13 protein-coding genes are annotated in these 14,758 nt (G+C 72.3%); 11 read left to right on the forward strand and 2 right to left on the reverse strand.

Annotation, left to right across the window (positions count from 1 at the left end; all coding sequences use genetic code 11):
* Positions 1-3: 3 nt before the first annotated feature.
* Positions 4-2,037, reverse strand: coding sequence for an amino acid adenylation domain-containing protein (locus OG870_RS39870; RefSeq protein WP_327691986.1), 2,034 nt, complete (start codon positions 2,035-2,037; stop codon positions 4-6).
* Between the two features lie 278 nt (positions 2,038-2,315).
* Here OG870_RS39870 and OG870_RS39875 point away from each other — a divergent pair, with 278 nt between their 5' ends.
* From OG870_RS39875 to OG870_RS39905, 7 genes are read left to right on the forward strand one after another with little or no spacing between them, the layout of a single operon-like run.
* On the forward strand, positions 2,316-3,206 hold the full coding sequence (locus OG870_RS39875) for an acetaldehyde dehydrogenase (acetylating) (protein WP_266529222.1): 891 nt from the start codon (positions 2,316-2,318) through the stop codon (positions 3,204-3,206).
* Positions 3,203-4,258: a 4-hydroxy-2-oxovalerate aldolase gene (dmpG, locus tag OG870_RS39880; protein ID WP_327691987.1), complete on the forward strand. Its 1,056-nt coding sequence runs from the start codon at positions 3,203-3,205 to the stop codon at positions 4,256-4,258. Before OG870_RS39875 ends, dmpG begins: the two co-directional genes overlap by 4 nt.
* The gene (locus tag OG870_RS39885; protein ID WP_327691988.1) at positions 4,252-5,532 is read left to right on the forward strand and encodes a DegT/DnrJ/EryC1/StrS aminotransferase family protein; all 1,281 of its coding nucleotides are present in this window, start codon (positions 4,252-4,254) and stop codon (positions 5,530-5,532) included. Before dmpG ends, OG870_RS39885 begins: the two co-directional genes overlap by 7 nt.
* On the forward strand, positions 5,529-6,698 hold the full coding sequence (locus tag OG870_RS39890) for an FAD-dependent oxidoreductase (protein WP_266842697.1): 1,170 nt from the start codon (positions 5,529-5,531) through the stop codon (positions 6,696-6,698). Before OG870_RS39885 ends, OG870_RS39890 begins: the two co-directional genes overlap by 4 nt.
* A gap of 30 nt (positions 6,699-6,728) precedes the next feature.
* Positions 6,729-8,414 carry an AMP-binding protein gene (locus OG870_RS39895; RefSeq protein WP_266591849.1) on the forward strand — a complete coding sequence of 562 codons (1,686 nt, stop codon included), beginning with the start codon at positions 6,729-6,731 and terminating at the stop codon, positions 8,412-8,414.
* Positions 8,411-9,643 (forward strand): cytochrome P450, encoded by a 1,233-nt coding sequence (locus OG870_RS39900; RefSeq protein ID WP_266591851.1) that lies wholly within the window; start codon positions 8,411-8,413, stop codon positions 9,641-9,643. Before OG870_RS39895 ends, OG870_RS39900 begins: the two co-directional genes overlap by 4 nt.
* Positions 9,644-9,659: 16 nt before the next feature.
* Positions 9,660-9,854: a ferredoxin gene (locus tag OG870_RS39905; protein WP_030313923.1), complete on the forward strand. Its 195-nt coding sequence runs from the start codon at positions 9,660-9,662 to the stop codon at positions 9,852-9,854.
* Between the two features lie 117 nt (positions 9,855-9,971).
* Here the strand turns inward: OG870_RS39905 and OG870_RS39910 are convergent, their stop codons facing one another.
* Positions 9,972-10,598 carry a 2OG-Fe(II) oxygenase gene (locus OG870_RS39910; protein WP_266591854.1) on the reverse strand — a complete coding sequence of 209 codons (627 nt, stop codon included), beginning with the start codon at positions 10,596-10,598 and terminating at the stop codon, positions 9,972-9,974.
* A gap of 234 nt (positions 10,599-10,832) precedes the next feature.
* Between OG870_RS39910 and OG870_RS39915 the strand changes: the two genes are divergently transcribed.
* From OG870_RS39915 to OG870_RS39930, 4 genes are read left to right on the forward strand one after another with little or no spacing between them, the layout of a single operon-like run.
* Complete coding sequence (locus OG870_RS39915; RefSeq protein ID WP_266529201.1) at positions 10,833-11,489, forward strand: prolyl hydroxylase family protein; 657 nt, start codon at positions 10,833-10,835, stop codon at positions 11,487-11,489.
* A 47-nt stretch (positions 11,490-11,536) separates the two neighbouring features.
* Positions 11,537-12,901, forward strand: a complete 1,365-nt coding sequence (locus OG870_RS39920; RefSeq protein ID WP_266591855.1) for a B12-binding domain-containing radical SAM protein — start codon at positions 11,537-11,539, stop codon at positions 12,899-12,901.
* Between the two features lie 14 nt (positions 12,902-12,915).
* A complete protein-coding gene (locus OG870_RS39925) occupies positions 12,916-14,022 on the forward strand; it encodes a pyridoxal phosphate-dependent aminotransferase (RefSeq protein WP_266591856.1) in 1,107 nt (368 codons plus the stop codon).
* Positions 14,019-14,753 carry a tyrosine-protein phosphatase gene (locus OG870_RS39930; RefSeq protein WP_327691989.1) on the forward strand — a complete coding sequence of 245 codons (735 nt, stop codon included), beginning with the start codon at positions 14,019-14,021 and terminating at the stop codon, positions 14,751-14,753. The genes OG870_RS39925 and OG870_RS39930 overlap by 4 nt, the downstream gene beginning before the upstream one ends.
* Positions 14,754-14,758 lie beyond the last annotated feature (5 nt).

A 14,758-nucleotide genomic window follows, 5' to 3' on the forward strand; every position in this document is an offset into this window, starting at 1 on the left:
CGGTCAGCTCCGCCCGGCGCGGTCCGCCGCGCCGTCGCCGGTCGCCCGGGTGACGGCTTCGGCGAGCCCGGCGATGGTCGGGGACTCGAACAGCACGCGGGCCGTCATGGCGACGTCGAACCGGGCGCGGATGCGGGCGATGAGGCTCGCGGCGAGCAGGGAGTGTCCGCCCACCTGGAAGAAGTCGGCGTCGACGCTGATGCCGCGGCGGCCGAGGATGTCCTCCCAGATGTCCGCCAGGACCGCCTCCACGGGGGTGCGCGGCGCGATGTGGACGGCCTCGCCGTCGTCGTCGGGTTCGAGGGCGAGCAGGGCGGTCCGGTCGATCTTCCCGTTGGGGGTCATGGGGAAGGCGTCCAGGACGTGGACCGCCGTCGGGATCATGTACCAGGGCAGCCGGCTCCGCAGGTGGGCGATCAGTTCGGCGGCCGGCGGTGCGGTCCGCTCGTCGGCGGTCACGAAGCACACGAGGGTGCTGTCGGGGCCGTCGCCGGTCACCTGGGCGACGCACCACCGGACGTCCCGGTGCGCGGCGAGCACGGTCTCGATCTCGCCGAGTTCGATGCGGTAGCCGCGCAGTTTCACCTGGTGGTCCCGGCGGCCGAGGAACTCCAGGCAGCCGTCGGCGTCCGCGCGCACGAGGTCCCCGGTGCGGTAGAGCCGGCTGCCGGGCACGCCGGAGAAGGGGTCGGGCAGGAACCGTTCGGCGGTGGTCTGCGGCGCGTTGAGGTAGCCGACGGCCACGCCCGCCCCGCCGATGAACAGCTCGCCCGGCGTTCCCGCCGGGACCGGCCGCAGGGCGTCGTCGAGGACGTACGTGCGGACGTTGTCGATGGGGCGGCCGATCGGGACGGAGCCGTACTCGCCGGCCTCCCAGTCGGCGCCCGGCTCGTGGACCGTCGTGGTGATGGTGCCCTCGGTGGGGCCGTAGACGTTGAACCAGCGGATGTCCTCGCCGACCCGTTTCTTCCAGGTCAGCAGCGCCTGGCGGGCCGCCTTCTCGCCGGCCACGATCATCGTGCGCAGCGCGGACTCCGTGGCCAGCCGCAGCAGACAGTCCTCCTCCGCGACCCAGCTGTGCCAAAAGGCCGTGGGCACGCTCAGGAAGGTCGTGCCGGTGTCGATGACCTGCTGGGTCAGGGCCCGGAACGTCTGGCGCAGGGGGTCGCTGCCGAGGACGAGGGCCGCGCCGTGCAGGAGCGGCGGGAAGATTTCCTCGGCGGCGGCGTCGAAGCTCAGCGGCCTGCACTGCAGGACGCGGTCGCCGGGGGCGAACGCGAAGTGCCGGTTCACGGCGGAGCTGTGGTTCGCCAGGGAGCGGTGCGTCACCAGGACGCCCTTGGGGCGGCCCGTGGAGCCGGAGGTGTGGATGACGTAGGCGGCGTCCGCAGGAACCGGGACGGGGCTGTCCGGCGCGGGCGCGGTGGGCAGGGCGTCGATGTCCTGCCGGTGCTGGTCGAGGCAGACGATCTCGCCGTCGTAGTCCGGGAAGAGCGGGCGAAGCGGCTCCTGGGTCAGGAGCAGGCGTGCGCCCGTGTCGGACAGGACGTACCGCAGCCGCTCGACCGGGTACTCGGGGTCGAGGGGCACGTAGGCGGCGCCGGTCTTCAGGACGCCGAGCAGGGCCGTGATCATCTGCGGCGACCGCTCGACGCACAGGCCCACGAACGCGCCGGGCCCGACGCCGCGCTGCCGCAGGTGTGCGGCCAACTTGCTGGAATCGTCGTCGAGTTGACGGTAAGTCAGCTCCTGGTCCCGCCAGATCAGGGCCAGCGCCTCGGGGGTGCGCGCGGCCTGGGCGGCGAACAGGTCGTGCAGGCAGGCGCCCGCGTCCTTCCCGGCGTCCGGGAGTCTCGCGGGCCGGATGTCCGGCCAGTGGGCGCCGATGTACTCCAGGCACTCCCGGCGGCTCGCCGCCCGGTGCGCGACGCGCCAGCCCGGCGGTACGTCGAGGCCGCCGGCCCACAGAGCGTGCCGGTTCTCGCTGTTCACCAGGACCAGAGAGACACCGTTGTCGTCATGAATCGGGTTGACCACGGCTCGCAGTCCCCTTCGGATGCTAAAGGTGCGGCGTACGGACTGGCGTTGTAGCGGGGGAAGCCCCCCGGGGTGGTGCCCGCACAGCATGTCGCCGCGTCCCTGCAAGGACCTCGCCGCCTCGCTTGCCCCGCCCGCGGCGGCGACCGGTCAGCGCGACGGCGAGCCGTCGGCAAGGCCCCGGTTCCAGGCTGTGCCGCGTAGGGACCACCGCCGCCGGCCTCCGCGGGCGGTCCCAGGGCGGATCACGCCGCACCTTGACGGAAAGGCGACCGTACATGCAAGCAACTGGACGGCTGTCCGTATCGGTCCTCGGCGCCGGACTCATCGGTATGGACCTGGCGACCAAGATCATGCGCTCAGACTGTCTCGACCTGCGGCTCGTCGCGGGGCGGCACGACGCCGCCGAGCTGCGGCGGGCGGCCCGGCGCGGGCTGCCGGTGGCGACCGGGGGCATCCAGTCCCTCGTCGACGCCGAGGAGGACTTCGACGTGGTGTTCGACGCCACCAACGCGTCGTTCCACGCCGAGCACGCGGAGAAGCTCGCGGCGTCCGGGGCGATGATCGTCGACCTGACGCCCAGCAGAGTCGGGCAGATGATCGTCCCGACCGTCAATCGGGAGGACATCGGCTCCCACCGCGACATCAGCATGGTGACCTGCGGCGGGCAGGCGTGCGTACCGATCCTGCACGCGATCGCGAGAGTGCACGAGATCGACTGCGTCGAGGTCGTGACCACGGCCGCCACCCTGAGCGTCGGCCGCGCCTCGCGCCTGAACCTCGACGAGTACGTGCAGACCACGCAGGACGCGATCCGCTGGTTCACCGGCGTCGAGGACGTGAAGGCGCTCGTCAACATCAGCCCCGCCCGGCCCGCGGCCACCTTCAGGGTCGCCATGTACCTGCGGGGCCGGGACCTCACCACCGACTCGGTGCGCGCGCTGGTGACGAGAGCGGCTGACGAGATCCGTACGTACGTCAAGGGATTCGGCGTCAGCGTGTGCACCGTCAACGACTCCACGGCCTTCGTCTCCGTGGAGGTCACCTCGTCCGGCGACCGGCTGCCGCACTACGCCGGGAATCTCGACATCATCAATTCCGCCGCGATCCAGGCCGCCGAGTGTTACGCGGCGGACCGGCTCGCACGGGCAGGCAGGGAGACGGCATGAGCCAGGAAGCGGGCAGGCCGGTCCAGATCCACGACCCGACGCTGCGTGACGGCCAGCACGCCGTGCGGCACAGCCTCGGCGCGGAGCAGTTCCGCGCCTATCTGAAGGCCGCGGACGCCGCGGCCGTCCCGGTCGTCGAGGTCGGCCACGGCAACGGGCTGGCCGCCTCGTCCCTCCAGGTCGGCCGGGCCCGGCTGAGCGACGACGAGATGATGTCGATCGCCCGGGAGACCCTGACGACCAGCAAGCTCGGGGTCCTCATGTTCCCGGGCTGGGCCACCACACAGGACATCAAGAACGCCCTCGCGTACGAGGTCGACCTGGTGCGCATCGCGACGCACTGCACCGAGGCCAGCGTCGCCGAGCGGCATCTTGGCTTCCTGCGCGACGAGGGCGTGGAGGCGCACGGCATCCTCCTGATGACGCACATGGCGAGCCCCGACCAGCTCGCCGAGGAGTGCGCGCGCCTGGTCGGGTACGGCGCCACCGGCGTGGGCATCCTCGACTCCTCGGGGCACTTCCTGCCCTCGGACGTCATGGCCCGCATCGGGGCCATCTGCGCCGCCGTCGACGTGCCGGTGATGTTCCACGGGCACAACAACCTCGGCATGGCCGTGGCGAACTCGATCGCGGCGGCTCAGGCGGGGGCCGGCATCCTCGACGCGTGTGCCCGGGGCTTCGGCGCCGGCGCCGGCAACACCCAGCTGGAGGTCCTGGTGCCGGTGCTGGAACGGCTGGGGTTCCGGACGGGCATCGACCTGTACCGGCTCCTGGACGCCGCGGACATCGCCGGGCGGGAGCTGATGCCGGCGCCGCCCACCATCGACTCCGTCTCCATCGTCAGCGGGCTGGCCGGCGTGTTCTCCGGGTTCAAGAAACCGGTGCTCGACATCGCAGCGCGGGAAGGGGTCGACCCGCGCGACGTCTTCTTCGAACTCGGCAGGCGTCAGGTGGTCGCGGGCCAGGAGGACCTGATCGTGGAGGTGGCGCTGGCCCTGCGCGCCGCCCGGGACGGGGGAAGCCCGGCGGGCCGTGGGACCGGCTCATGCTGACCGTGAACGAGAACTCCCGGTACTTCGTGCCGGCCCCCGCTGTGGGAAGCATCCTCGGGGAGGCCGAGCTGGCCGCGCTGGGCGAGGTCGTCCGCTCCGGCGAGAGCCTCTCGCAAGGGCGGTGGCGGGACGCGTTCGAGCAGGCGATGCGCGAGCACGTCGGCAGCCGGTACGCGATGACCGTCACCAGCGGAACCGTCGCCGTCGCGCTCGCCGTGCACCTGCTGGACCTCGCCCCCGGTGACGAGGTGATCGTGACCCCGCAGACCTTCAAGGCCACCGCCGACCCCTTGCTGGCCCACGACGTGACGGTCCGCTTCTGCGACGTGGAGCCGGACACCCTGAACGTGGACGTCGACTCGTTCGAGTCGCTGATCACCCCGCGGACCCGGGCCCTGATCCTGGTCCACTACGGCGGCCGGCCGGCCCGCATGGACGAGATCATGCGGGTGGCCCGCCGGCACGGCGTCCGGGTGATCGAGGACTGCGCGCACGCGCTGGGCGCCCTCTACCGCGGCCGGCGGCCGGGCGTGCTCGGCGACATCGGGTGCTTCAGCTTCCACTCCAGCAAGAACATCACGACGCTCGGCGAGGGCGGCATGCTCACCTTCGACGACCCCGAGTGGGCCGAGCGCGTCGACCGCATCCGCTCCAACGCCGCCGACGGGGTCCTCGTGCCGTCACCGCTGCTGGCCGGGCCGTACGACCGCTCGGAGCCCTGGATGATGTGGGCGGGGGACTCGTACGAGAAGGAGTGCCTGCGTATGCGGCACCCCGGGAGCAACGCCACGCTCAGCGAGGCCGGGGCGGCCGTGGGGCTCGTCCAGCTGGAGCGTCTCGGGGAGCTGGCCGGGCGGCGGCGGTGGATCGCCGGGCACCTCGCCCAGACGCTGGCGGAGTTCCCGCAGGTGCGGCTGGCCGACGTGCCCGAGGACATCCACCACCCCTACCACCTGTTCACCTTCTTCGTCCGGCCGGGGCAAGGGGTGAGCCGCGACGAGGTGATCCACGCCCTCGAGGACGCCGGGGTCCAGGTGCAGGTGCGCTATTTCCCCCTGCACCTGCGCCCCGAGTGGCGGGGCCGGGGCCACCGGCTCGGCGAGTGTCCGGTCACCGAGCGGCTCTGGTTCCACGAGCAGGTCAACCTGCCCTGCTACCCGTCGATGACCGACGGCCAGGTCGAGCACTTGGTGCTGGCCCTGAAGTCCGCGCTCACCGGACGGCGGGACACCGGCAAGGGCGGCACGTCGAGTTACGAGGAGGCCCGGGCATGACGGAGTCCTATGACGTGGTGGTCGTGGGAGGCGGGCCCGTGGGCCTGGCCACCGCCTGGCAGGTCGCCGAGCGCGGCCACCGGGTGCTGGTCCTGGAGCGGCACACGTTCTTCAACGAGAGCGGGGGCACCAGCGGCGCCGAGCGGCACTGGCGGCTCCAGTACACCCAGGAGGACCTGTTCCGCCTGACGCTGGAGACCCTTCCGCTGTGGCGTGCGCTGGAGAGCCGCTGCGAGCGCCGCCTCATCCACGAGATCGGCAGCCTCTGGTTCGGGGACACCGACGTGGTCACCAACGAGGGCCAGATCTCGGGGACCGCCGCGATGATGGACAAGCTCTCGGTACGCTACGAGTGGCTCAAGGCCACCGACATCGAGCGGCGGTTCGGGTTCCGCGGCCTGCCCCGGGACTACGAGGGGTTCCTCCAGCCCGACGGCGGGACGATCGACGTCAGGGGGACGCTGGCGGCGCTCTTCACCCTCGCCCAGGCGGCCGGCAGCGCCCTGCGCGCCGGTGAGACGGTGACGGAACTCGTGCCGGACGCGGACGGGGTGAGCGTCACCACCGACCGGGGCACCTACCGGGCCGGCAAGGTGGTGCTGGCCTGCGGCCCCTACACCAACGACCTGCTGGAACCGCTGGGCGCGCGCCTCGCGTACTCGGTGTACGAGCTGGCCATCGCGGCCTACCGGCAGGCCCAGCCGGTGGACGAGGCGCCGTTCTGGTTCGCCTTCCAGCAGCCGACGCGGGAGGACACCAACCTGTTCTACGGGTTCGGCCACAACCCGTGGGCGCCCGGGGAGTTCGTGCGCTGCGGGCCGATCTTCGAGGTGGACCCGCTCGACCACCCGTCGGCGGCCACCGGCGTTGCCGACCGGCGCCAGATGGACCGGCTCTCGGGCTGGCTGAGGGACCACCTGCCCACGGTCGACCCCGACCCGGTGCGGACCTCGACCTGCCTGGCCGTACTGCCCACGGACCCCGAACGGCAGTTCTTCCTCGGCACCGCGCGGGACCTGATGACGCACGGGGAGAAGCTCGTCGTCTACGGGGCGGGCTGGGCGTTCAAGTTCGTCCCGCTGTTCGGCCGGATCTGCGCCGACCTGGCCGTGGAGGACTCCACCGCGTACGACATCTCACGGCTCGCCCCGCAGTCGGCTCTCTGACGTGGCCGCGCGAAAGGAAGGTGACAGGGCGTGAGTTCATTCCGTCCCGAGGATCCCGGCCTCCCGAGGATTCCGCCGGATCGCGCGCGGGAGTACCGCGACCGCGGGTGGTGGCGTCCCGAGCGGGTCGACCGGCTGGTGCTGCGGCACGTGGACGAGGATCCCGAGAAGGAGGCCGTCCGCGGCCCCGGCGGCCGGCTGACCCGGCGCGAGCTGGCGGACGCGGTCGCCGGCGCCGCCGCCCGGCTGGCCGGCCTCGGGATCGCGCGCGGGGACCGGGTCCTGGTCCAGCTCCCGAACGACCTGGAGCTGGTCGTCCTGCCGCTGGCGCTGATGCGGCTGGGCGCCCACCCGGTGATGGCGGTGCCCACGCTGCGCCGCCGCGAGCTGCTGGCGGTCGTGGCGGCCACCCGGCCCACGGCCGTGGCCGTACCGCGCCGCTGGCAGCGCTTCGACCATGTCGCGCTGGCGAGGGAACTGCGGGAGAGCTGCCCGAGTATCCGGCGCATCCTGGTCGCCGACCGCACGTCGGACGCCGTTCCCGAAGGCACCGAGGACCTGGTCGAGCTGTGCCGTCCCGATCCCGGGGCGAGGCCCCTGCCGGATCTGGGGCCGCCGCTGGCCGACGAGCCCGCCGTCTTCCTGCTGTCCAGCGGGACCACCGGCCCACCGAAGGCGATCGCGCGCGCCCACGAGGGCTACGGCTACATGATCCGGACGGCCGCCCGGTGGGCAGGGCTGTCGCCGGACACGGTGTACCTCGCCGTCATGTCGGGGGCGCACGGGTTCGTCCTCAACTGCCCCGGAATGTTCGGCGTCCTGGCCTTCGGCGGCCGGGTGGTCCTGGGCTCGCCGGGAGATCCCGGGGCGGCGCTCGACCTCATCGACCGGGAGGGGGTGACGCACACGACGCTGGTGCCCGCGCTGGTCACCCAGTGGCTCAGCGAGGTCGGGCAGCGGGGCCGCGGGCCGACGTCGCTGCGCGTGCTCCAGGCCGGCGGCGCCCGTCTGGAGCCCGCCCCGGCGGCCGAGGCGCACAAACTGCTCGGCTGCACGGTGCAGCAGTGCTACGGCATGAGCGAAGGGCTGCTGACCTACACCGCGCTGGACGACCCCGGTGACGTCATCGCCCACACCCAGGGGCGGCCGGCCTCACCCGGCGACGAGATCCGCATCGTGAACGAGGACGGCACCGTGGTGGCACCCGGCGCGACGGGAGAGCTGCTGACCAGGGGCCCGTACACGGTCGCCGGGTACTACGCGGCGCCGGAGGCCGACGCGCGCGCCTTCACCGACGACGGCTTCTACCGCACCGGCGACCTGGTACGCCTCCACCCGTCGGGCGGGCTGGTGGTGGAGGGCCGGACCGGCGACGTCGTCAACCGCGGCGGGGAGAAGATCTCCGCCGGGGAGATCGAATCGCTGCTCGCCGAGCACCCCTTGCTGCGGGCGGTCGCGGCGGTCGCGATGCCGCACCCGGTGTGGGGGCAGACGGTCTGCGTCTTCGCCGTCCCCTGCGACCCGGAGAAGCAGCCGACGCTGCTCGGCCTGCGCCGCTTCCTTACCGAGCACGGAGTTGCCACGTACAAACTGCCCGAGGAATTAAGGGTGGTGGACGCCCTCCCGATGATCGGCGTCGGCAAGATCAACCGGGTCGCGCTCCGCGCGGCGGCAGCGGACCGGCAGGCCCGAGAGGAACGGGAACCCATCCCATGACCGAGACGCTCGACCACGACATTCCGTCGTTCCCGATGGCCCGCGCGTGCCCCATGCACCCGCCCGCCGAGTACCGGGAGCTGCGCGGGCGGGAGCCGGTCAGCCGGGTCCGGATGCCCGACGGCCAGGTGGCCTGGCTGGTCACCAAGCACGAGCTGGCCCGCAAGCTGCTCGCCGACCCGCGGGTCAGCGCCGACCGCCTGCACCCGGCGTTCCCGGGGCGGCTGACCGCCGAGCAGCGCGCGGCAACCGAGCGCGTCCGCCGGCTCAGCACCCGGCGGTCCATGATCCACCTGGACGGGGCCGAGCACGGGGCCCACCGCAAGATCCTGACCGGCGAGTTCTCGCTGCGCCGGATCGCCGCGCTGCGCCCGCGTGTCCAGGAGATCGTCGACCGGACCATCGACGAGATGCTGGCCGCGCCGCAGCCGGCCGACCTCGTCGAGCACGTGTCGCAGGCGGTGCCGTCGCTGGTGATCTGCGAGCTGCTGGGCGTGCCCCACGAGCAGCGCCGCGACTTCCACGAGTGGGCGGGCATGCTGGTCAGCCGGTCCGTCTCGATACGGGAGCGCGCCGCGGCCTCCGACGCGCTCAACGACTTCCTGGAGGACCTCGTCACCGAGAAGGAGCGGGGCGAGCCCACCGACGACCTGATCGGCCGGCTCATCGCGCGCAACCGGCAGACGCCGGTGATGACACACGACGAGATCGTCGGCACCGCCGTCATGCTGCTGATCGCCGGGCACCAGACCACCGCGAACATGATCTCGCTGGGCGTGGTCGCGCTGCTGGAGAACCCGGAGCACAAGGCGCGGATCGCGGCCGACCCCGCGCTGCTGTCCCCGGCGATCGAGGAGATGCTGCGCTACTTCAGCGTCGTGGAGAACGCGCCCGCCCGGGTCGCCACCGAGGACATCGAGATCGGCGGCGTCACGATCCGCAAGGACGAGGGCATCGTCGTGTCCGGGCTCGCCGCCGACTGGGACGACGAGGTCTTCGAGCACCCGGACCGGCTCGACTTCGAGCGCGGCGCGCGCCACCACGTCGCCTTCGGGTACGGGGTCCACCAGTGCCTCGGGCAGAACCTGGCCCGGGTGGAGCTGGAGGTCGTGTTCGAGACGCTGCTGCGCCGGGTGCCGGGCCTGTCGCTGGCCGTGCCGGCCGAGGAGCTGCCCTACAAGGACGACGCCGGGATCTACGGCATCTACCGGGTGCCGGTGAACTGCTGAGGAGAGGGGCACGCCCGTGCACATCACCGCGGACAGGGAGCGGTGCGTCGGCGCCGCCCAGTGCGTCCTGGCGGCGCCCGCCGTCTTCGACCAGGACGAGGAGGGGCTGGTCGCGCCGCTGACGGTGGATCCGGCCGGGGCGGACGGGCCGGCCGTCCGTCAGGCGGTCCACCTGTGCCCGTCGTCGGCCCTCCGGATCGACGAGGAGTGACCGGGAGGAGCGACGGGAGGAGCGAGGGGCTCCACCGACGGAAGCCGCCGTCCGAGACAGCTCGGGCGGCGGCTTTCGTCGGTGTTCGGCTGTCGGTGTCCGGCCGGGGTTCGTCGGCTACTCGAAGAAGCTCATGGTGACCGACTGCCGCACCAGGCCCCGCCCCGCGGTGACCGGCGCCATCTGGTGCCAGGACGAGGGCGACGCCGAGTAGAACCAGGCGGTGCCTCCCGTCGGGGGCATCGTCGAGGCGGGGCCGGCCGACCTGTCCGGGCCGGACCAGTACTCCTGTTCTCCGCCGCCGTCGGCCGGCCAGTGCTCGTTGGTGTGCAGTTCGAAGGCGAGTCTCTTGTGCTGTTTGCCGGTGTTGAGGTCCTCGAAGTCGCCGTCGACGTGGTGGTAGATCTCGGCCCGGCGGTGGAGCCCGGTGGTGTCCACCCCGGTCTCGCGGCGGAGCCAGTCGGCGAACTCCTCGGACAGCAGGTCGGTGACCAGTTCGCGCCACGGCGCCGCCAGGGGGATGTCATCGGGGGTGAGGCCGGTCTTGTTGTCGGAGAACGGCAGGACGGACGAGCGGTAGCGGCGCCGTACGTCACCGGTCGAGGTGTCGATCCGCTGGAACAGGCCCGCGTCCGGCGCGGTGGCGCCGAGATCGGCCAGGTCGCGCGCGGAGAGCAGACCGGCGCCGCGGAAGTGCCGGAACGGGTGGTCCCACGTTTCGAGCCGGACGTCCAGGTTGATCAAGACTCGCACCTCTCAGCGGCCGGCGTGTGCACCGGTTCGGGTATCAGGGCTGCCCCGCCAGTGTCACCGTCCTGCTTGCCGTGCGATGGCGCGCCGGTTTGCGAAGACCTTGCCGATCCCCGGAAGCGGCCGGGCAGCGAACCGACAAGGGGTCGGCAGGGGCCCGCGGACAGGCTGTGGCCAGGTCGGGTCCCGGCCGTCCGGGGACCCCCGCATCGACCCCAAGGAGGCACCGTGGTGCTGACGCTCGACTCGGCGCTGGAGGAACGTACCCAGCCGTTCCAGCTCTTCCGCGGCCGTGACCTGCTCGACGACGGGCAACTGAAGGAGTTGCTCGCCACCATGCCGACCGCCGACGTCGCGAAGATCGCGGTCGAGGACCCGAAGCACGAGAAGCAGTACCGGATGAACCTCGTGGACCTCATCGTCCTCGAAAAGGAAGCCCCGGTCCTCCCTCGGCTGCCCGCGATCTGGCGCGACCTCGTGGAGGACCTGCGCGGCACCGAGTTCACCGCCTGGCTGGAGAAGTCGACCGGGATCGAACTGGCCGGCCTGCAGCGCAGCATCGGCCTCTACACCCATCGCAACGGCGACTACCTGTCGGTGCACAAGGACAAGCCGACCAAGGCGATCACCGTGATCCTCTACCTGAACCGTGACTGGCCCATCGAGGCGGGCGGGCAGTTCCAGATCTTTGCGTCCCCCAAGGCGGGCCCGACGGAGGAGATCAGCCCGGTCGGCGGCCGGCTGCTTGCCTTCCCGCCCACCGACAAGTCGTGGCACGCGGTCTCGAAGATCGAGCACCCGGAGGGGACCGAGCGGATCACGGTCCAGATCGAGTACTGGCTGACCACCGGGCTCGCCGGCTCCGCGTACCGGCCGCAGAACTGACCGTCCGGCGCCCGGCGCCCACCGTGCCGGAACCGAAAGGACCCCCCATGGGAAAGATCGTGGACGAGCCCGGGAAGATCCTCGTGATCTGGCCCCCGCAGGTGCTCAGCTACTTCAACGCGGGGCACCACCTCGCGCTCTACCAGGTCGCCGGTCACCTGCGCGCCGCCTACCCGGGTGCCCAGGTCACCGCGATCGACGCCAGCGTCGAGCGGCTGACGTGGAAGGACCTCGGCAGCAGGCTCTTCCAGGAGCGGTACGACGTGATCGCCGTGATGAACGAGTTCGACGGCATCGACGGATTCCGCCGGTTCGTCTCCTACGCGCGGGCTCTGGACCCGGACGCCCCGATCGTCACGTTCGGCCGGCTGTCCGGGGTCAACCCCCGTTTCTTCGAGCGCTTCGACATCGACGCGATCGTGGAGAACGGCGACTTCGAGACCGGCGTCGGCGCCGCGATCGAGACCTTCCGCGGCCGTGCGGCCGACGCGGCGGGGGTGCACCTGCGACGCGACGGCTCCTGGGCCGCCCCGAAGCGCCGCGGTGATCTGCTCCCGGCGGAGGACTGGTACCTGCCGACGCCCGACGAGATCCCGTACGCGCACTACGACGCCCTCTACTTCGACGACGCGAACAAGTTCTGCGGCATCCCGCGCCGCCGCGAACTGGTCGTACCGGCGGCTCGCGGGTGCCCGGTCGGCTGCTCCTACTGCGAGGTGCCGCTGATCTACACGCGGAAGGAACGGCGGCTCACGGTCGAGCGGACGCTCCAGTACATCGATGAGTCGTTCGCCGCGGCGCCGTTCGAATACGTGGCGTTCTACGCGCCGACCTTCACGCTGGACAAGAAGTGGATGGAGGAGCTCTGCCGGGAGCTGACCGGCCGGGGGTCCCCGTACCCGTGGAAGTGCGCGACGACGATCCACCACCTCAGCGAGGGGATGATCCGGTCGATGGGGGCGGCCGGCTGCGTCCGGATCAGCGTCGGTCTGGAGACGCTCGACCCAAAGGAAGGCGCGTTGCTGCCCCGTCCGAAGCAGAAGTCCGCGACGGACCTCGACCGGCTCTCGGCCTGGTGCAGGGAATCGGGCATCGAGCTGAACTGCTTCGTCATCGTCGGGCTGCCCGGCACCACGATCGAGGGTGCCGAGCGGACCATCGAGGCCGTCCAGGAGCGCGGCGGCCGGGCCCGGCCGACCGTGTACGCCCCCTGGGAACTCGCGGGCCCCGACCTCCTCGACCACGAGATGGCCGCGTTCAACCGGCAGTTGTTCGTGCCGGGCACCCACGCGCTGACCGACGACGAGCTGGCCCGCGGCTACGACATCGTCTTCGGCAGCCAGCCGGACGTCACGCAGGTGTTCGAGAACATCCCCGCCCGCGCCGCCGGCCCGGCCCTGCGCCCGGTATGAGGGACGAGACGCTCGTGACGGCGCGGGAAGGAACGGGCTCCCCCTTCCTGCGGGAGAGCGCCGGCCGGTTCCGCAACCGGCGTGTCCGGGTCCCCGACGAGATCAACCTCAAGAACTGCGGGCTGCTCGACAGCCGGGCGGCGGAGGTGCACCGGGCCACGCTGGCCGAGTTCGATCCGGACGACGTGCTGACCTACCCCATCCTGGGGCCGGTCTACGGGATGCTGGCCGACCGGTTCGGGGTCGACGTCGACTCCCTCGTCCTCACCGCGGGCAGCGATCCCGGGCTGAACCTGCTGACCCGGGCGTTCCCGGAGGTGTCGCGGATCGTCCTGCACCAGCCGAACTTCGACGGCTGGGCGAAGTTCGCGGCGATCTCGGGCTGCGTCCTCGACCCGGTCGCCCCGGACCCGGGGACGGGGCTGTTCGACCTCCGTGACCTGGCGCGGCGGCTGCGGGCGGGAGCGCCGGCGTTCGTCGTCGTCACCACCCCGCACAGCTTCACCGGGCAGGTGCACGGGGCACAGGAGCTGGCCGATCTGGCGGACGCCGTGGCGGAGCACGGCAGTCTCCTGGTCGTGGACACCGCCTACCTGGCGTTCACCGAGGGCGGCGAGGAGCTGGTGCGCGGGCTCGCCGGTCTGCGGCACGTCGTCCGCGTCAACACGTTCTCCAAATGCTACGGCCTGTCGGGCGCCCGGATCGCGGTGACGGTCGCGCACCCGGCGACCGCCCGCCACCTGTTCGACCTGGACCCGGAGGGCTCGGTCTCCGCTCTGGCGGTCGCGCTGTTGCGGCGGTCGCTGGAGGAGCAGGCCGTCTTCACCGGGATCTGGGCCGATGTCCGGCGGCTGCGGGAGCGGTTCGCGGCCGAGATCGAGCGCGCGGTGCCCGGTTGGCACCCCCGGCCGAGCGGCGGGAACTTCGTGACCTGGGACGTCCCCGGCCCGGAGGCCGCCGAGGCCGCGAGCCGGCACCTCCTGGAGCGGGGGATCGTCGTACGGGACCTGTCGGGCGCGCCGGGGCTGCCGGCCGCCGTACGTATCGCGGTCGCGAACGAGGCCGTCGTCCGTCAGGTCGTCGCCGCCCTGAGTGACCGGTACCGCGAAGGGGTGGCATGAACACCCGGAGGATCATGGTCCCGGGCCTGCCCAACGTGCGCGACCTGGGCGGGCTGCGCGGTCCCGGCGGGGGGTACCTGCGGCGGGGACTCCTCGTCCGGGGGCCGGCGCCGTCACCGGAGACGGCGCCGGCGCTCGGCGGCCTGGGCATCCGGACCATCGTCGACCTGCGCCTGGAGGACGAACGCCGGCAGTACCGGGGGCCCGAGTGCACCGGCGCGAGGGTGCTGCCCCGGCCCGTGGCCGGCGACATGAGCCGCATCCGGGGCAACGTGCGGCCCCTGCCCAGCGACTACCTCGCGAACTACCGCGACATGCTGGCCAGGGCGGCGCCGGTCGCAGCGGAGATCGTGGACCTGCTCGCCGACGGGGCGGAGGTCCCCGTCTACATCTGCTGCGCGATGGGCAAGGACCGCACCGGCGTCGTCAGCGCCTTGGTCCTGCGGGCGCTCGGGGTGCGGACGGCGGACGTCGCCCGGGACTACGCCCTGACCGCCCGCGCCTACCGCGCCCTGCGCAGCGGTGACGCCCGCCCGGGCTGGACCCGCGAGGACACCCTCGCGCAGCTGCGGCTGCGGACCTCCACGCCGGCGGCGACGATGCGCTCACTGATCGCCGGGATCGAATCCGAACACGGCAGCGTCGCCCAGCTGCTCAGACTCCACGGCCTCCGGGAGGAGACCCGGCTGCGCACGGTCGCCGGCGCGTTCACCCACCCTGTCCACCTGTAAGGAAG

Origin of the sequence: Streptomyces sp. NBC_00461, from assembly GCF_036013935.1 — a bacterium.
Lineage (GTDB): Bacteria > Actinomycetota > Actinomycetes > Streptomycetales > Streptomycetaceae > Streptomyces.

Coding starts and splice junctions, on each gene's coding strand:
- OG870_RS39890 (WP_266842697.1), top strand. CDS start 5,529: ATGACGGAGTCCTATGACGTGGTGGTCGTGGGAGGCGGGCCCGTGGGC.
- OG870_RS39885 (WP_327691988.1), top strand. CDS start 4,252: ATGCTGACCGTGAACGAGAACTCCCGGTACTTCGTGCCGGCCCCCGCT.
- OG870_RS39920 (WP_266591855.1), top strand. CDS start 11,537: ATGGGAAAGATCGTGGACGAGCCCGGGAAGATCCTCGTGATCTGGCCC.
- OG870_RS39930 (WP_327691989.1), top strand. CDS start 14,019: ATGAACACCCGGAGGATCATGGTCCCGGGCCTGCCCAACGTGCGCGAC.
- OG870_RS39875 (WP_266529222.1), top strand. CDS start 2,316: ATGCAAGCAACTGGACGGCTGTCCGTATCGGTCCTCGGCGCCGGACTC.
- dmpG (WP_327691987.1), top strand. CDS start 3,203: ATGAGCCAGGAAGCGGGCAGGCCGGTCCAGATCCACGACCCGACGCTG.
- OG870_RS39900 (WP_266591851.1), top strand. CDS start 8,411: ATGACCGAGACGCTCGACCACGACATTCCGTCGTTCCCGATGGCCCGC.